This window comes from Fulvivirga imtechensis AK7 (genome assembly GCF_000331535.1).
Taxonomy (GTDB): Bacteria; Bacteroidota; Bacteroidia; order Cytophagales; family Cyclobacteriaceae; genus Fulvivirga; species Fulvivirga imtechensis.
Map to the genome: position 1 here is coordinate 1 of NZ_AMZN01000128.1, position 19,535 is coordinate 19,535.

At 43.1% G+C, this 19,535-nt stretch carries 12 protein-coding genes; 8 read left to right on the forward strand and 4 right to left on the reverse strand.

Annotation, left to right across the window (positions count from 1 at the left end; genetic code table 11):
- Positions 1–268: 268 nt before the first annotated feature.
- The 7 genes from C900_RS26290 (at position 269) to C900_RS26320 (ending at position 10,408) form a co-directional block, all read left to right on the forward strand.
- Positions 269–706, forward strand: coding sequence for a hypothetical protein (locus C900_RS26290; protein WP_040497618.1), 438 nt, complete (start codon positions 269–271; stop codon positions 704–706).
- A 113-nt stretch (positions 707–819) separates the two neighbouring features.
- Positions 820–5,175, forward strand: a complete 4,356-nt coding sequence (locus C900_RS30930; protein ID WP_009583488.1) for a PKD domain-containing protein — start codon at positions 820–822, stop codon at positions 5,173–5,175.
- Position 5,176: 1 nt separating this feature from the next.
- Positions 5,177–5,587: a hypothetical protein gene (locus tag C900_RS26300; RefSeq protein ID WP_009583489.1), complete on the forward strand. Its 411-nt coding sequence runs from the start codon at positions 5,177–5,179 to the stop codon at positions 5,585–5,587.
- Positions 5,588–5,637: 50 nt separating this feature from the next.
- On the forward strand, positions 5,638–7,167 hold the full coding sequence (locus C900_RS26305; protein WP_009583490.1) for an MFS transporter: 1,530 nt from the start codon (positions 5,638–5,640) through the stop codon (positions 7,165–7,167).
- A 309-nt stretch (positions 7,168–7,476) separates the two neighbouring features.
- On the forward strand, positions 7,477–7,944 hold the full coding sequence (locus C900_RS26310; protein WP_009583491.1) for a nuclear transport factor 2 family protein: 468 nt from the start codon (positions 7,477–7,479) through the stop codon (positions 7,942–7,944).
- Positions 7,945–8,314: 370 nt separating this feature from the next.
- Positions 8,315–9,139: an OmpA family protein gene (locus tag C900_RS29040; RefSeq protein ID WP_051053045.1), complete on the forward strand. Its 825-nt coding sequence runs from the start codon at positions 8,315–8,317 to the stop codon at positions 9,137–9,139.
- 81 nt (positions 9,140–9,220) lie between these two features.
- On the forward strand, positions 9,221–10,408 hold the full coding sequence (locus tag C900_RS26320) for an aspartate aminotransferase family protein (RefSeq protein WP_009583494.1): 1,188 nt from the start codon (positions 9,221–9,223) through the stop codon (positions 10,406–10,408).
- A gap of 25 nt (positions 10,409–10,433) precedes the next feature.
- Here the strand turns inward: C900_RS26320 and arsC are convergent, their stop codons facing one another.
- The 4 genes from arsC to C900_RS26340 all read right to left on the reverse strand — a co-directional run bounded on the left by arsC (position 10,434) and on the right by C900_RS26340 (position 16,162).
- Complete coding sequence (gene arsC, locus C900_RS26325) at positions 10,434–10,778, reverse strand: arsenate reductase (glutaredoxin) (RefSeq protein WP_040497619.1); 345 nt, start codon at positions 10,776–10,778, stop codon at positions 10,434–10,436.
- A 42-nt stretch (positions 10,779–10,820) separates the two neighbouring features.
- A complete protein-coding gene (hslV, locus tag C900_RS26330) occupies positions 10,821–11,363 on the reverse strand; it encodes an ATP-dependent protease subunit HslV (RefSeq protein WP_009583496.1) in 543 nt (180 codons plus the stop codon).
- Between the two features lie 113 nt (positions 11,364–11,476).
- Entirely contained in the window at positions 11,477–13,135 is a 1,659-nt protein-coding gene (locus tag C900_RS26335) for a pyruvate dehydrogenase complex dihydrolipoamide acetyltransferase (protein WP_009583497.1), read from the reverse strand.
- A gap of 84 nt (positions 13,136–13,219) precedes the next feature.
- The gene (locus C900_RS26340; RefSeq protein WP_009583498.1) at positions 13,220–16,162 is read right to left on the reverse strand and encodes a hypothetical protein; all 2,943 of its coding nucleotides are present in this window, start codon (positions 16,160–16,162) and stop codon (positions 13,220–13,222) included.
- A 164-nt stretch (positions 16,163–16,326) separates the two neighbouring features.
- On the opposite strand from C900_RS26340, the gene C900_RS26345 reads away from it, so the two are divergent.
- Entirely contained in the window at positions 16,327–19,176 is a 2,850-nt protein-coding gene (locus tag C900_RS26345; protein WP_009583499.1) for a M16 family metallopeptidase, read from the forward strand.
- Positions 19,177–19,535 lie beyond the last annotated feature (359 nt).

Sequence of the window (19,535 nt, forward strand, 5' to 3'; positions counted from 1 at the left end):
TATTGTCATTACCCTCAAAATCAACTCAAAGTTGTTAGGTGCCTCTGGATGACCTTGACTTTTGAGACACCTTCTTTCGTTAGCATCGTATCAACAAAACTGCTTTGTCATTACATTTCTTTTTTTTAGATTGCTACTTGCTTATTTCCATGTGTACGCAATTTATTTTTTCAATGGTCACTGGAATTCGCTACAAATTTTACGCATCCACGTGATGTGCAATTTAAGGATGCCTAAGTTTATGCTCATTTCATGCTATAATTAAAAGATGGATAGATTAAATCAAAACGAGTTGGAATCTGTAAAGAGAAGTTATCTGAATATACTTGCATTGTTTCTCACTGAAAAACAGGTAGAAAGTAAATATGTAGCCTGCCTGCTTAAGTGGAGCGCTCAGCTTAATCTTTCAAATGAGGATCTCCATCACATAGAAGGTAATTTTGATCGCCTGGAATTTACTTCCCCGGAAGATAAAATTACTAAAATGGAAGCCATCTATCATCTTGTGCGTATGATCTACCTCGATAATATTGTGGAAGATATAGAGTTGGAAGTGGCATCTATTTACGCCCAAAAGCTTGGCTTCAGAGCATCGGTAGTTGGCGAACTTTTCAAAGCCATTGCAACGGCACCATATGATGGCAAATCTTCAACCGAAGTGAGAAAAGAAGTGAAAGAATTCTTAAAGCTGCATGATGTAGAGTGATATTATATTACCCCGTTTAATGCCAATTTTGCCCCACATGTAATAATATTTCTTAAAAGAAGGGATAAAGCGAATATTTTTTTAAGTTTGCACTTTTCACTAATCGTAAACCTATGAAAAAATACCTTTACCCATTCCTTTTACTTACTTTCATTGTTTCCATTGTTTTTTACCTTAACCACCTGAATTCAGCACAAAACACAGGTGTAACTTCTAAAACATCAAAGTTAAAGTGGAACAAAGAAGCTAAAGAAAAGGACAGACCCGACCTGGCAGCAGCCCAGGAGATCGAGATGACAAAATCACCTGTGCTAGGTTACCCACCTACCCACAAAAAAATTGAAGCTTTTAGAGAGACACAAAGGCTGTTGCAGAAAAAGGCAAATGCAAAAGCCATTGCGAATGTAGAATGGACTGAAAGAGGCCCGAACAATGTTGGGGGGCGCACCCGGGCACTTATGTTCGATCCTAATGACGAGACAGGCAAAAAGGTGTGGGCCGGAGCGGTAGCAGGGGGAATTTGGTATAACAACGATATCACTGATGCCAACTCTCAATGGCAAAATGTGGATGACTTTATGGCTAATATTGCCATCAGCACAATAACCTACGACCCACAAAACACTAACACCTATTATGCCGGCACCGGCCTCATATTCACTCAAGATGTAAGAGGCGGTGGGATCTGGAAATCAGAGGATGCCGGAGCTACGTGGAATCACTTAAGCAGTACACTTACAGACAACAACGAGGATTTTCTCTATGTACAAAAAATAGTAATCACCCCTGATTCAAAGATAGTTGTTGCAACTTCATCGGGGATTCAGGTATCGACAAACGGTGGAACTTCCTGGGAGAATACCTTCGAACAGACCGTTACAGATATTGATCTCGCGTCTGATGGCACTTTTTACATCAGCAACTATTCCGGAGACATCTTTAAATCGACTGATGATGCCGAAACATGGGAAAACATTCTGTCTGGCAGCGGTTTCCGGGTCGAGCTTGCCTCTGCTCCTTCTAACCCATTAGTAGTATATGCTGTTTCTGAAGCTAATAACCGATCGGATGTAGGTTATTTTAAAAAGACTGTTGATGGTGGTGAAAACTGGGAAGACATTACTATTCCCAAATATCAAAACCAAAACTGCTCAGTGTCCAGTAGCGATTTCACTCGTGGGCAATCGTTTTTTGATTTGATACTGGCAGTTTACCCAAATGATCCCAATTCTGTTATCGTTGGCGGTATCGACCTGCACAGGTCAACCGATGGGGGCGACAACTGGCAACTTCTATCCTATTGGACAGGCAACTGTGCCGATTATGTTCATGCAGACCAACATGCCATTCTTTTTAAGGATGGAAGCTCAACAACAGCCCTCTTCGGAAATGATGGAGGAGTATTTTATTCGGAAAACCTGGATGAAAATGTACCGGAGTTTGAAGAGCGGATCAACGGGTATAATACTGCTCTTTTTTATGCCTGTGCTGCTACCAATGTAGGGGCTTCCAACACGTACCTGGCAGGGGCTCAGGATAATGGTTCCCGTTTATTTACCGAGCCGGGAATTAACTCAACACCGGAAGTAACCGGGGGGGATGGTGCCTTCTGTTTTATAGACCAGGATAATCCCGACATAATGATCACCAGCTATGTATATAACAATTACTACAGATCGCTTAACGGAGGGGCAAGCTTTCAGTCCTTTGCTGATGACAATGAGAGTAACGGCAGGTTCATCAATCCGGCAGATTATGACGATGAGACCAATATCCTCTATGCAGCATATGCACCTAATCAGCTCGCTGTATATAGCGGCCTTTCAGAAGCAACCGTTGATAAAGCCACCAAGTCCATTTCTATCAATAATCAGCGGATCAGTCATGTAAAAGTTTCTCCCTATACTGAAAACAGGATTTTCATAGGGAATGGCCTTAGCCAGGTTTACCTGGTTGACAATGCTAATACAAACCCACAGTTAACCAGAATTGATAACGACCAATTCCCTCCTAATGGCTATGTTTCCTCCATAGAGATCGGCTCCGGTGATGACCACCTTTTAGTGACACTTTCTAACTATGATATAGTGTCGGTATGGGAGACTAAGGATGGTGGCGATACCTGGACAAACAAAGAAGGGAATCTGCCGAACATGCCTATCAGATGGGGTCTGTACAATCCTGAGAATAGAAATGAGGTACTTTTGGCTACTGAATTTGGTGTATGGTCAACCGATGATATCTCTGTGGAAACGCCCGAGTGGGAGCCTACAGTTGAAGGGTTGGCCAATGTGAAATGTATGATGCTTCAATACAGAGAGTCAGATCGCCAGGTGGTGGTTGCTACCTTTGGGCGTGGCCTTTTTACTACTAATGTATTTGTTGATGGTACATTCCCTGACTTCTCAAAAGATGCTGACATTACTTATATGGGAGTTCCTGTACAGTTTGAGAATCAGACCATAGGAAAAGTTGAAAATTATTTATGGAACTTTGGTGATGGAACAACAAGTACGGAGGAGGACCCAATACATACCTATGAAACCCCCGGAAGCTATACAATAACATTGAGCACAAATGACGGCAGGGAAAGCAAACAACAGGTAATATCCGTACTGCCTGATCGTGATGGTGATTATTCCACTGCTGAGGGTGGTGATTTTGACTCGTTCACTGATGATTTTATACCCCTAAACCTGGCAGGAACCTCTTTTGAACTTGGCAGCTCGGAAATAAAAGGAAAAGATGGGACGGCAAGTGGCGTCAATGCCTGGGTGACAGGTATTACTGACGAAAAATATGCCAACTATTCAACCGCCCTACTGTACACACCACATTTCGATCTGTCAGAGGCTGGCAGCTATGAACTTTCGTTTAAAGCAAAGTATTCCTTTGAGGACACCTGGGATGGTTTTATCGTGCAGTATACATTAGACAGCGGAAAAACCTGGTCTAAGTTGAGAAATGAAGTTGCGAATGACTGGTATGATGTGCTATCACACGAGAATTCCATTTTTGGAGTTTCCGTTCCTATTTTCACTGGTAGCACTTCCGGTGAAGGTTTTGAAACAAAAACCGCAGACATTTCTTCTTTAAGCGGAGAAGGCCGGGTTGGTTTCAGGTTCGTTTTCAGAAGCGATCCCGCCGAGGTTGATGCAGGAATGGCATTGGATGATTTTCAGATTTCAGGGGTAAAGGTAGCTGCTGTCCCGGAATTTAAAGCTACCCCTGTTACAGGTACGGCCTGTAAGGGCAGTGTGGTTACTTTTCACGATCAATCCACGGGCTCCATCACTTCCTATCAGTGGGATTTTGGAGATGGCGCAACACCTGCAACAGCCGAGGGAAGAGGGCCTCACTCAGTATCGTACTCTACTGCAGGATTTAAGAGCGTTTCTCTGAGCGTTGGAGGAGAGGTGAATAGTACCCAGGTAGTTATGAAATCCGATTTTATTGAGATCCTGGACAATAACATACAGGATAAAGCCGTTTCTGTGATCTCAAATGATGTTTGTGTAAATGAAAATGTAACAATTTCAGTAGAAAACACGGAAGCAGGCTTCACCTACCAGCTTTTTAATGCTCACACAAACATACCTGTAAGTGGCAAGGTAGAAGGAAACTCAGGCACACTTGAGTTTGAAACAGGTGCGCTTTCTATAACAACATCATATTATGTAGAGGTAAAGGATATGAATTCGCCTTGTTCAATCATACTTACCGAACAGCCTAAGATCACCGTTCTGCCCACCTACAAATTATTTGAGGTGGCCAGTGATGAAGTATGTGCAGATAATGAGGTATCGCTGACAGTCACCGGCTCTGAGGTAGGGGTAACATATACTTTATATGATATCACCAATGCCGAAACGATCAGTGACGATTTTGAAGGAACCGGTGATGACCTCGAGATCATCTCTTATACTATTACTGACACCGTTGATGTACAGATCATAGCCAAATCTGCTTCGTGTACTATTCCTTTTGAACCTTTTAAGGTATATGCCAAGCCTAACCCGGACCCTGTTATTACAGCAGACGGCTCGACTTTGATATGTTCGGAAAACATAGGCAGTATTGAATGGTTTTTGGATGGAGAACGACTCAACCAATTCTCCAGTATAATACAAGCAAGATCTTTTGGTAAGTATACTGTTCAGGTTACCCAAAATGGTTGCACCACAGTTTCCGAAGCATTTGTAGCCACTATCCTTAGTGTGGAAGATATGCTAAAAACAGGTGAACTAAAGGTCTATCCCAATCCGACATCCGGCCTGATCCACGTCAACCAAAGCGGAAAATTTAGCAGCCTCAGGATATATAGCTTGTCAGGACAGGTAGTGCTTTCAAGAAACGGTATATTCCAAAATGAGATCATCAACCTGGCGCACCTGCAGCCCGGACAGTATATACTAGAGCTGACAGGCAAGTCAGAGACTGTGAAGTTGAACATACAAAAGCTACAATAAAATGGTGAGGACAACTTATTTACCGGTCATTTTTTTTCTTATACTGGCCTCCTGCATCAACGGGAAAAAACAGGCTACCCGCTATGACTACCAGTCCATCTCCGAGGCAAAATTACCAGCACCGGTGGAATACAGCTTTAGCGCTGATTCCACCTATGTGCTGGCACTGAATGAGAAAAAGGGCACTCCTAAACATCCTCAGAATAACATTAGATATCTGGTGCATGACCTGACAACCAATAAGCTGGTGCTCGAAGATGGCCTGGATAATGGTTCGGTAAGTTTTCACTCTGATCATGAGCTGAAGATTGTCTTGATCCCGGGAATTATGAAGGCCGATCAATCATTGGATGATCACACCTATATTTATGACCTGAGGACAAAAGAAAAAAGGTTGCTATCACAGCAATAAAAGTCACATAAAAAGAGCGTCAAAAGCGCTCTTTTTTCTTAATATCGCTCATGCTCACACCAAAACAACAAAAAGCGGTGCTGATATCAACCATATTGGCATCCAGCATGGCCTTTATTGATTCTACAGCGCTAAATGTAGCGCTTCCGGCTCTTCAGGAGGATCTGAATATGTCAGGGTCATCGCTATTGTGGGTAGTTAATGGCTATGCGCTGTTCCTTTCTGCCTTGCTCCTAATTGGAGGGTCGTTAGGCGACCAGTACGGAAGAAAAAGGGTCTTTCTAACCGGAATTACTGTATTCACGATTTCCTCCGCACTATGTGGTTTATCGACATCTCCCCTGATGCTGATTATCTCAAGGTGTATACAGGGTATTGGAGGGGCATTAATGGTACCAGGGAGTCTTGCCATCATCTCAGCGCTTTTTGGTAAAGAAAAAAGAGGATGGGCCATCGGCACATGGTCTATGTTCAGCGCTATGACCACTGTATTTGGTCCGGTGATTGGCGGCTGGCTTGCCGGGCAAGGCCTGTGGAGGATGGTCTTTTTTATTAATATACCACTTGCCATCATTTCAGCTTTTTTCCTGATCAGAGATGTGCCCGAAACGGAGAGACTCACACAAAAGAAGCTCGACCTGGCAGGAGCATTACTAGCTATTTTAGCTCTTGGAGGCATTACTTATGGGTTTATCGAAGCCCCGAATTCCGGTTTTAGCCACCCGACTATACTCATTGCATTAATGGGCGGAGGCATTCTGTTCCTGGCCTTCCTGGCGCACGAACATCAGGCAAAACAACCCATGATGCCCCTGCCACTATTTCAGTCAAAGGTGTTTACCGGTGCCAATCTTATTACGCTGTTTGTATATGGCGCATTAGGTGGATTTCTCTTTTTCTTTCCTCTTAACCTCATTCAGGTTCAGGGTTATCCTGCTGAATTGGCAGGACTTACGCTATTGCCTTTTGGATTGCTCATCGCCTTTCTTTCTCGATGGTCTGGGGCGTTAGCGGACAAAATCGGGACACGCATTCCTCTGATCATAGGCCCGATGTTCACTGCTTCAGGCTTTTTCATTTTTTCATTACCGGGAATCACCGCTGGCCCCTCCTCCTTCTGGAACACTTTTTTACCCCCTATGCTACTCCTGGGCATAGGGATGGGAATTACTGTTGCCCCACTAACTACGGCTGTTATGAATGCAGTGCCCTATGAAAGAACGGGAACAGCTTCCGGAGTGAACAATACCGTAGCCCGTACCGCAGGTGTATTAGCTATCGCTATTATGGGAGCCCTGGGGCTCTTTAGATTTGAAGAATCGCTCACCTGGAGAATCGCTCACCTGGAGTTAAATAGCACGGCCCTAATGCAGTTAAAAAAAGAAGTAGTAAGGCTGGCTGAGGCCCAGCCCCCGGAGGCAGCCACAAAGGAGCAACAAAAAGTAGTTGAAAAAGCTATAAAATTTGCATTTATTGATACATTTAAACAATCAGCGCTGATCGCTTCCATACTTTCGGGAATCAGTGTATTCATTGCTTATTTTACTATACCAGGAAGAAAAAAACAAAAAATAAAATGATCATAGGAAAACCATAGTCATGACAGCGATCGGGGAAGATCCAGGATAATTAGTGTCTCTAAGAAAACGCCAATGCCTGCGTTACGCTCGCCCCCGAAATGCTCACGTACCTCGGTACGCTCCGCTTTTTGGGACTTCGTCCCGCCCTTTGGCGGGAACGTTTCTTAAAGCCACTTAGAGTTTTCTTACAAACACTAATTAGTCGGCAGTTGGCAAAAGGGGTGAGTAATAGAGGAAAGTCTTCAATGGTGTAATTCGGACTTCCGACTTCGGTCTTCGAGTTAACTCAATACTAAAATATACATATACATGAAAAATATTATTATCATACTCTTTTTGCTGGTAGCAGTTGGTGCCGGCGCTCAGGATAAAACAGAAATAAATAACTTCCTTGACACATGGCATCAGGCCGCAGCCGTAGCTAATGCTGAGATTTTCTTCGGAAGCATTGCTGGCGATGGTATTTATATTGGCACCGATGCTACTGAAAGATGGGATAAGGAATCATTTTGGGAGTTTTCAAAGCCTTATTTCGACAGGGGTAAAGCCTGGGACTTCAAACCATATGATCGCCAGGTCTTTACTTCAGAGGACGGCACTATCGCCTGGTTCTCAGAACTATTGGAGACGTGGATGGGTGTATGCCGGGGTTCTGGAATACTCCTTAAGGACAGATCCGGCTGGAAAATCAAACAATATCATCTGTCGGTAACTGTGCCTAATGATGCAATACAAGAATTCATCAAGCTGGTAGAAGGATACGAGTCAGAGAAGTAGTGCCTCTTAGAAAACGCCAATGCCTGCGTTACGCTTGTCCCAAAAATGCTCTCGTACCTCAGTACGCTCAGCTTTCTGGGACTTCGTCCCGCCCTTTGGCGGGAACGTTTTCTTAAAGCCACTTAGAGTTTTCTTACAAACACGAAGTAGCTTATCATGTAAGAGTTATCAATAAATTACATGGTAAAATTCTCGAACAGACCTGTAAAACATCATTTTTAGGGCTTCCTGAAGATCCAAAAAATCAAAACTTCTCCAGGGCGGAAAGGTTACATTTGTAATATTAGGTTTATATATGAATAAATTGACATCTTAAAAAAAATGTTGCAAATTGTATTATAATAAGAAGTAAGTCAAAATGCGTTGTGTTGTGTTGGTAATTTTTAGAACGTTCGTAGTAGGTATTCTTCTTTTTTTATTGATCATCCCCGGTGCAGAGGGACAAAGAAAAAGCAGACACACCAAAGCCTTTTATCGGTCTCATTACCGTCCTGCTCCAAAAGCAGACAAACAATGCTTTTTGCTTTTCAAAAAGAAATACAAGAGCCCTAAGAAAAGCAGTGGCTCCTTTCTGTCATCAGTTTTTGGTAAACCCAAGCCAAGTAGCAAACCCATGGCAGAGGTAGACCCAAACGACAAACCTCCTGTAACCAGGCCAAAGCCTACACCCAAGCCCCAGCCTGTGGCCACAAACACGCAAAAAGAAGATTTTCATAACAAAAAATTTGAAGATCAGACTCTCGAAGAGCATCACCAGATCGAGGATGAAGTACTCGCAAAAAACAATTTACCAAAACCCACCTCCGCAGAGCATGAAAGAATAAGGAACCTGGTGGAGCAGAAGCTTAAAACCCATAAAGGCAGTGATCCTATCGAACTGGAGCCGCTCTATTTTGTATATGATGATGCTGAATTTGCAGTAGTAGATATGGAGCCTTTTCTTATTGCAGTGGAATACGCCTTACAAGGCAGGATGATATTAATAGAAGGACACACAGACAGCCACGGCGCTGATAACTATAATGTAAAACTATCTATCCAGCGAGTGGAAAAGATCCGGCAGCTCATGCATGATATGGGCGTACCTGATGACCACATCTCTGTGGTTGGCTATGGTGAGGAGGTAGCCATTCATGACAATTCTACCGAAGAGGGTCGGCAAATGAACAGAAGAGTTGATTTTAAAGTTTTCTAAAATCAGTTCACAAGCAGGGTCACGCTTCTTTTTCATTAGCTTAAATGCCACATTGCTAAATTTTCCACTTAGTTTTGCCTTATGAATTTTGATCATCAGATCTTTCTAAAGCACATAGCTCAAACTACGAATACCCCATTTTTAATAGATGTAGAACAGGCCGAAGGATTATACTTATATAGTCCGGGTGGGAAGCGTTACATGGACCTGATCTCCGGTATTGGTGTCAGCAATATTGGCCATAGACATCCCCATGTAGTGAGCGTTGTTAAAGAACAAGTGGACAAGCATTTTCATGTAATGGTCTATGGGGAGTTTGTGCAATCCGCTCCGAACCTGTTGGCTAAAAAGCTGGTAAGCTTACTTCCTGAAACACTTAATTGCTGCTACTTCACCAATAGTGGTACAGAAGCTAATGAAGGAGCCTTGAAGCTGGCTAAAAGGTATACTGGTAGGACGGGGATCATTTCCTGCCGGGGTGCGTACCATGGCAGCACCCATGGCTCGTTGAGTGTTTCGGGCAATGAAATGAAAAAATTTGCTTTCAGACCGCTCCTTCCCGATGTAAGCTTTATTCATTTCAATAAAATTGAGGACCTGGAACTGATCACCGAAAAAACAGCCTGTGTGATCATTGAGACCATTCAGGGAGATGCAGGAGTCAGGATCCCCTCACAAGCATATATGAATGCATTGCGTCAGAAATGCTCGGCAACGGGTACTCTTTTGATATTTGATGAAATACAGACGGGGATTGGACGTACAGGAAAAATGTTTGCTTTTGAGCACTATGGAATTGTCCCCGATATCCTAACCTCTGCCAAAGCCCTGGGAGGTGGCTTACCTATTGGTACATTTATTTCCTCTTATGATATCATGCAGTCACTCACTCATGAACCTATGTTGGGCCACATTACTACATTTGGGGGAAACCCGGTATGTTGCGCCTCTGCTCTGGCCACACTGGAGGTAATTGAAAATGAAAACCTATTGGACAGCGTTGAAGAAAAAGGACAGCTTTTTGAAAAACTACTTCAACATCCGAAAATCAGAGAAGTACGCAGAAAAGGCTTGATGTTCGCCTTTGAGTTTGAAACCGCTGATGAAGTATCAAAAGTGGTTCAGGAGTGCCTTAATAATGGAGTTATATGCTTCTGGTTCCTCTCTTGCCCCAACAGTTTCCGCATAGCTCCTCCCCTCAATATCAGCGAAGAAGAAATAAAAAAGGCCTGCGAAATCATACTGCAAGCCATAAAGAACCTCACTTAATTAATTCTTTCCATCATTCCATCATTCATAAAAGCAGTTCCTTTACATTCTCTGGTGGTCTGCCCAAAACAGCTTTACCTTCTTTGATCACAATTGGTCTTTCGATCAGCACAGGGTTTTCAACCATCGCCTCTATCCACTCGTCATCGCTGAGCTTCTTACCTTTATATCTTTCTTTATAGATGGCTTCACCTTTCCTGACCAACTCCTCCGGCTTAATGCCCAACTGCCCGATAACCTTTCGAAGGCTTTCATTTGAAGGAGGGGTTTTCAGATATTCCACCACCTCTACCATAGCTCCGGAATCCTCGATTATCTGGAGTGCCTGACGGCTTTTACTGCACCTTGGGTTATGATATATCGTTAGCATAGATAATGAGTGAATGAATGAATATAGAATTAATGAATAAGTTTATCCTTTTATGGTTTCGACTATGAGGTTGTGATTAGTATAAATGCAAATATCAGCGGCTATATTAAGGCTTTCTCTCACAATGTCCTCTGCTGACAAACCGGTGGCGTGTTTTTTAAGAGCCAAAGCTGCCGACTGCGCATACATTGCCCCTGATCCAATAGCTGCTATTTCATGATCAGGCTCCAGTACATCTCCGGTACCCGAAATGACCAGCATTTCATCCTTATCAGCGGTAATGAGCATGGCTTCCAGCCTTCGTAAGTAACGATCGGTCCTCCAATCTTTAGCCAACTCTATAGCTGCTCTCTTCATATTCCCCCCATAGCTGTTAAGTTTTTCATCGAACCTTTCGAGGAGTGTAAATGCATCCGCTGTGGAGCCGGCAAAACCGGTAATTATCTTTCCGTCTTGCAGCTTTCGTATCTTTCGCACGTTACTTTTCGCTACATAGTTACCCATGGTTGCCTGTCCGTCTGCTCCTATCGCCACTTCCCCATTATGTTTCACGGCCAATACCGTAGTTGATCTTACTTTTGTCATTACAATATCTTTTAAAAGTGTCTCTTTAAAGCCACTTAGAGTTTCCTTACATGCCCTAAATAAATAACCCTGACAATTAATCAACTGTCAGGGCATTTTGTTTATTTTTTTTCTTAAACGAGTATCCTCACCGGGTTTTCAAGCAACCCTTTCAAAGTCTGCAGGAAGGCCGCTCCTAATGCGCCATCCACTACCCTGTGATCTGAGGATAGGGTCACCTTCATTACATTACCGGGCACCAACTGACCATCTTTCACCACTGCTGTTTCCTTGATACCTCCCACAGCCAAAATACAAGCATCCGGTGGATTAATAATGGCTGTAAACTCTTCCACACCAAACATGCCCAGGTTAGAGATAGTGAAGGTATTCCCTTCCCAATCGCTCGGCTGCAGCTTTTTACTATGGGCTTTCTCCGCCAATTGTTTCACCTCAGCAGAGATATGTGAAAGGGATTTATTATCCGCAAATCTAACTACCGGTACCAGAAGCCCCTCATCAACGGCTACAGCTACACCTATATGGATGTGTTTATTGTAGCGGATCTTATCACCAAGCCATGAGGCATTAATTTTGGGGTGTTGACGCAATGCTGCGGCTACTGCTTTGATCACAATATCGTTAAAGCTGATCTTTACGGGAGAGAATTCGTTCATGGACTTTCTGGCCTCGATAGCCTTATCCATATTGATCTCCATTGTTATATAGAAATGCGGAGAGGTAAACTTACTTTCTGAAAGCCTCTTACCGATCGTCTTTCTCATCTGAGAAACACTCACCTCTTCGTAAGACTCTTCTCCTACTACCTGAGGTACATGGAAGGTGGTTCCTTTTTCCTCGGCTGCTTTCTCTACACTTTCCGCAGCAGGGGTATATTCTTCAATATCTCTTTTTATGATACGCCCGTTATCACCGGTGCCTCTTATTTTTGATATGTCATAGCCTTTGTCCTCGGCCATCTTCTTAGCCAAGGGAGAGGCCTTAACTCTTCCTCCGTCTGTTACTGAGGGTGCAGTTTGACTCGCTGCCGGTTGTTCTTCCTGCTTTTCAGCCTTTTGAGGAGCAGTGGTTTTGTCTTCTTTCTTTTTATCTTCCCCGGTAGCAGCCTTTTTCTTGCCCTGGTGTGCCTTCAGCAGTTTCTCATAGTCGGCCCCCTTTTCACCTATAATGGCGATAACACCATCTACAGGTACGGATGCTCCTTCTTCAACACCTACATAGAGTAGTGTACCATCCTCATAAGCCTCAAGTTCCATAGTGGCTTTATCTGTTTCCACTTCAGCCAGAATATCCCCTGATTGTACTTTATCTCCTTTCTTTTTCAGCCATGATGCAATAGTACCTTCTGTCATGGTGTCGCTCATCTTGGGCATCAGGATAAGAGAGGCATTCACGTCAGAAGCATCAACACTTTCGGTATCTTCCTCAGTAGCACTATCATCCTCTTCTTCTTCCTTCTCATCTTCTTTGCTTGCAGAACCATTTCCTGCACTACTGTTCTTTATGTCATTTAGCAACTCGCTGATATCTTCTCCTTCGTCTCCTATGATAGCAATAACACCATCTACAGGCACCGCTTCCTTCTCTTTAGCGCCTATATGAAGCAGTGTTCCATCCTCGTAAGACTCCAACTCCATGGTTGCTTTGTCTGTCTCTACTTCTGCCAGTATATCGCCTGATTTAACTTTGTCGCCTTCTTTAACGAGCCATGATGCGATTACCCCTTCTTCCATGGTATCGCTCATCTTGGGCATGCGTATAACTTCAGCCATAGGTATATTTTAAAAAATTTTGTGGGTCAAAAATAGGTGTTAATATCCCTTTATTCAAATAATTGATTTTTATTTTAACAGTTTTTAAAACGCAATCGTTGCCAATAATAATTCGATGTTGGTTTCGTTGGTAGTAAGCAGATAGCTATACCTTACACCCACCGAAATTTCGGGAGTAAAGCGCATTATATTGAAGTCCATATGCAGCTCCACTCCTGTAGAATAATAACTTTCATCAAGGGTTGAAAAAAAGACCCTGGATTGCGAACCATTATATTCAATGAAGTAGTTTTTACCTTTGCCACGTCCCACATCATAAAATAAATTGGATCTGAATCGCTTGATGTTAAGCACAGGTCCTAAAGCAATATCAGGATACCAGATCGGAAATGTATAGTTCATCTGAAACGATGAAAACCGTTCATGATCCGGGTAGCTAAATCCTCTGGGCTTGAATATCCTGTTCCTAAAATAATAAAGGTCTCCGCTTAGGTCTGCCTCCCTGGACTGGTACCCGGTTCTGATGTAAAATGAATGGTGCTTGAAAATTCCCGGGAAATAAAGGTTAGACCGTATGGCAAAGAGTCGTCCGTTAAAATCCCCACCATAAGGTGTACTGAAATGTTCAAAGGTGAATGATTGCCCCCACTTACTATTGAGGTCCCGTGTGCTTTGCTTCATTAATCTGAAAAAGCTGAGGCTGGCTCTGTTAGAGACAAGGTCGCCATTTTCCAACTCATCTCTAAAGAAAAAAGCTAGTGAATCATTGATCGGGGCCAGGCGACTTTCTCCAAAGACAGAGTTACTGAAGCTGCTCACTTTTGTTACCTTGACGGCATTTCCCAGCGCCAGTTGCGTATGATATTTAGACCTGGTGAGCAGCAACGGAAGGCGGACACCTGTCTCAAAGCTTAGTTCGTCCCACTTAAACTTCACCTCCTCCCCTCTGATAGTACCCCTGTCAGATACCCGGTCTCCTTTTTGCACCTCAAAATCAATAATGGGGTACAGTCCCTGGTAGCTCAATTTTGCAGAAGCAAACCCGGTCTCTTCTTCAACATCATAGTTATAGCCTACTGACATCGTGGTGGTACTCAATACATCCCTGGAAAAAATACCAAACTGGGCCTGATTCAGATCTGTAGAGGCAAAAGGTCCCCAACTGTGGATATTAAGTATATGCCCGAGCTTGCTGTACCTCCTCACCGGGTACTCTCTGCCTGGCACCTCATTCAAAATATTTTCATGGCCCTCCTGCTCCACCACTGGCTCGTAATATTTGACAGAACGATCCTCCACCTGGCTCATGGCCTTCCAGCCGGATGGTGCAAAAGGGGTCCTAACCACATCCAGCCCATTGACGGTGTGGTCGTTATAGTAAATGTAACTGCCATCGTGTGTTATTTCAGGGTTATAGGCTCCATACTTACTACTTGTGACCTGATAACGCTGCCGGGTATTGAGATCCAGGGCATAAATATTGTCGATACCACTATAGGGTGAGTTGAAAAACAGGTGATTTTTATAGAGCACAGGATGTCCGATATTTTCATATCCTGCAGTGATCAACACTCGCTCTTCTCCGGTTGCGTAGTCTATCACCACTACACCTTTACCTTTATCCGTTGTTTTTAATACTACAATCTTTCCACCATCATCAGACCAACGAGGCATCGAATAAAAAGCGTTGCCAGGGTTTTCAAACCTTTTCACCTCTTTACCGGAATAATAATCCACTACCACCAGGTAATTATTATTTTCCTCTGTGGTGAGCACTGTAGCTATTTTGTACCCATCGGGAGAAATGGCTGCACTGGCATATCTCGACTTTTTTGTAATGGTACGTAACTCATTGGTAGCAAAGTCATAGGATTTGATCACAGAATATGTTTTTACACGCCACCTGGGATCATAATGGTATTCATTCCATACCACTTTATATTGCGTAGAGGAAAGCATACCGCTGTTATTGATGATACCCGGCACAAATTCTCTTTTTTCCTGTCCACCGGCCAGCCTGACAAATTGGTCTATATCACCAATCCCCGACTTTAGTGCTATAACGGTACCATCTTCCAGCACCTGCGGAAATGCGTAGTCTGTAAAAGCTCCACTTTTACGGTTTGTAACCTGTTCAAATAAAGAGATGTCTAGTCCTTGTAACTGATCGCTCCACACATCATCCAGCTCATCCATCATCATCTCATAATTATCCACTATGAAGTGTCCCGTATGCTTCTTCAGCGAATTGGAAAACGTAAACGGAATAAAAGGCCAGCTAAATGCGCTGTGCGTCACTTTTTCCAAAACATCAGGATCCTTTGTCCTTCTTCTTAGATGCGTGGCGTAATGGTACCCAAGTACATAATGGTTAGGAATAAAGTCTTTGTACGACCGCAGGTGTTGTTTGTGGTAGTTGAAGCGCTTCCCCTCCAGCAAGTTCGTCCTAAACACACGATTAAAAGAAGGTATACGGCCTCGGCCGCTATGGGTAAAGCTGGTTTCGATGGCAGTAGCATCACCTTCCCAAAACCAGGGTGGCGCTGCGGAAAAAGCCATGCCTGCCTGAGTATTCTCTCCAAACAAATAATAAAAAAGCTTATTCCACCCTTTCTTACTCTGCTGAAATTGTACGATATGCCGGAACTCATGCACGGCTAGCAGATCGAGCCAGCGGTTGGTTCCGATGAAATTATAATCTTGTGGTGGCATGGTATAAAATTCAGACCTCCTGGGGCCGAGTGTCACAAATCCGTTAGATACAGCATTTTGGTTTTGCAGTATTATGTTGATTTTTTTGGGCGGCTTATTCCCCATGGTTTCAGCCTCAGCCTCATGAAGATGCTGCAGTGTATTAGCCATCTTTTGGGCCTCTCTATCGAGCCCTACCGGATAGATGACCCGAAACCCCGGTGTGTTGACCTGTCTCCATTTCAGTGATGTCGGGTTATTTTCAAGGACCTGATCCTGAGCTGCGGCCAGGCAGGAAACGCCTAATAATATGCCTATAAATATATATCTGATCATAGCAAGATTTTCACAAGAGGTCTAAAATAGTATTTAAATATCAAATGCACCATTCAATAAAGCAAAAGTCCATTTAAACATATCTTCAATGATATTTCGAATATTATCACCTATCTTCATTTTTTATCTCATTAATCAAACACTAAACTTGAAAAGACATGCAAATGAGAAATTGTTATTTAAGTATGCTGATGATTATCCTACTATTGGTACAGTCATGTACACAAGTAGCTGAAAAATCAGTAGAAGGTGCAGAAAACCTGTCTATTGAATATGACAAAATTACACTCCCTAACGGACTGGATGTAATTCTTCATCAGGATAAATCCGATCCCATAGTAGCCGTAGCTATTCTGATCCATGCTGGTTCTAACCGCGAAAAGCCGGGAAGAACGGGCTTTGCTCATTTTTTTGAACATATGCTTTTTCAAAGATCGGAGAATGTACCTGAAGGAGCCTTTTTCAAAAATATCAATGAATGGGGCGGTACCTTTAATGGTGGTACCTGGACTGACGGAACAGTTTACTATGAAGTAGTACCCAAAGATGCTCTTGAAAAAGTGCTTTGGATGGAGTCGGATCGAATGGGCTTCTTTATTAACTCAGTAACCAAAGCCAGCCTTGAAGGAGAGAAACCCGTAGTAAAAAATGAGAAAAGACAGCGTTACGACAATGTTGCTTATGGCAACACAAGTGCAGTTATTAATAAAGCGCTATATCCACCCAACCACCCTTATAACTGGCTTACTATAGGTGAGTTAGAGGACCTGCAAAATGCCACTTTAGATGATGTCAAGGAATTTTACGATCAGTATTATGGTCCTAACAACGCTACGCTGGTACTTACCGGTGATTTTGATAAGGAAGAAGCAAAAAAGATGATCGAAAAATACTTTGGTGAGATCCCCTCCAGAGGTGTTGACAAGCCACTCGACCCTCAGCCCGTAACCCTTGACTCTACCATAGCGCTATATCACGAGGATAACTTTGCCAGTCTACCTGAGATAAGGATGGTATGGCCTACTGTAGAGCAGTACCATCAGGATCAGTGGGCATTGGATGTATTGGGAAATATCCTCTCAGATGGCAAACGAGCTCCTCTTTATAAGGTAATCGTAGAAGACCGGGAATTAGCGCCTGAGGTTTCAGCCAATAACAGATCAAGCGAACTGGCCGGTACATTTACCATCAGAATACGCGCTAATGAGGGTGTGGATCTGGATTCCGTAAAAACAGAAGTGTTCAATGCTCTGGTAAAATTCGAGAATGAAGGTGTAAATATAAAAGACCTGGACAGGATAAAAGCCGGACTTGAAACCAATTTCTACAATGGGATATCAAGCGTGCTAGGTAAGGCCTTCCAATTAGCCACATACAATGAATACGCCGGAAGTCCGGATTTTGTAAAGACTGACATAGGCAATATTAAAGCCGTAACGCAGGAAGATGTGATGAAGGTATACAAAAAATATATCAAAGATAAGCACTATGTACAAACCAGCTTTGTACCCAAAGGAAAACTTGATCTGGCTGTGACCGGCGGGAAGGCCGCTGAGCTAAAAGAAGAGGCCATTGTGCCCGGTACCGAAACAGCCATAGTGGACCAGGAACCTTCTGATGACTATCCGAGAACGGAGAGTTCATTTGATCGTACTCAGGAGCCACCTTTTGGAGAAGCGCCACTGTTGAACCCTCCTGCCATCTGGACCAGTGAGTTATCCAATGGTATGGGAGTGTACGGTATAGAATATAATGAACTTCCCCTTGTTAATTTCAGCATCCGGATAGCAGGAGGGCATATGGCTGAAGACCTTTCTAAAGCGGGACTTACCAATATTCTCACTGATTTGCTGATGGAAGGCACCAGATCGAAGACTCCTGAGGAGCTGGAGGATGCAATCGGGCAGTTAGGCGCAAACATCAATGTCTATACTTCGGACGAATCTATTACTATTTCTGCAAACTGCTTATCGCGAAACTATGAAGCCACCCTGAACCTGGTGGAAGAGATCCTGCTCGACCCTCGCTGGGATGCAAAGGAGTTTGACAGAATCAAAAAAGCTGCCATTAACAAGATCCAGCAGCGGGATGTAAATCCAAACTCCCTGGCAGCGATTGTCATGGATAAGAAGTTATATGGTAAAGACAATATTCTGGGTGCTCCAATTTCGGGCACCATTGAAAGTGTGGAGTCTATCACTATGGATGATCTGAAGGCCTATTATGATAAGTACTTTTCACCATCAATTGCCAACTTCCACATTGCGGGAAATGTGCCTAAAGACGATGTGAAAGCATCAATAGCATCAATAGGAAATAAATGGACAGCAAAGGAAGTGACCTTGCCAGAGATGGAGATCCCTGCAAGCGCTGAACAACCCCAGGTTTATTTTGTAGACGTACCTAATGCAAAACAATCAGTGATACAGATCGGAAGGGTAACGGTTGATGGCAATAATAAAGACTTCTATCCACTTACAGTAGCCAACTACAGGTTGGGTTCCGGTTCTGGTGGTAGATTATTCCAGGTACTGAGGGAAGACAAGGGCTATACCTATGGGGCATATTCTTATGTAGGGCGCAAAAAGATTAAAGGACCATTTATTGCGGCTTCAAGTGTCAAATCAAATGTTACACTCGAGGCTTTGGAGACTTTTAAGGAAGTGATAGGCAACTATGCTGATACCTACACCGAGGAAGATCTTGAGAAGACTAAAAGCGCACTGATAAAGACCAATACCAGAAACTTCGAAACATTGTATTCTCTGGTTGGCATATTGCAAACCATAAGTACTTATGATCTTCCGTTGAACTACATCGATCATCAACAGGAAATACTTAAGAACATGACTACCGAAGATGTAAAGGCTCTCGTTAACAAATATATGGATCTGAAGAACATGGTCTATGTAATAGTTGGAGACAAGGCTACTCAGTTTGAAAGACTAAAAGTGGATGGTATGGGTAATCCGGTACTTGTTGACAAAAATGGCAACGAAATAACCGTTATGTAAGGTTTTAAATAATCAGGTTTTAAAAGAGGCTGTCTCAAAAGTCAATTCGTCATTCCAAACCTGATTTGGAATCCCCTAAAAGTACGTAAGAACTAATGTGGGATCCTGAATCAAGTTCAGGATGACGCCAGAAGAAGATTTTTGAGACAGCCTCTTTTTATTTGAAGGCATAAATGATCACACCAGAGACAGCATCCTTACCAGGAAGTTAAAAGCAACAATGACAATAATGAACAGCAACTTATAGACATTTAAACGTAACCTTCTATTCATTTATTTGTTATTGATCGAGCAGTAAAATTAATAATGCTCAAACCAGCTTTCATAAGGGCTAAACCGTAAAAGGCAGAATACGGGGA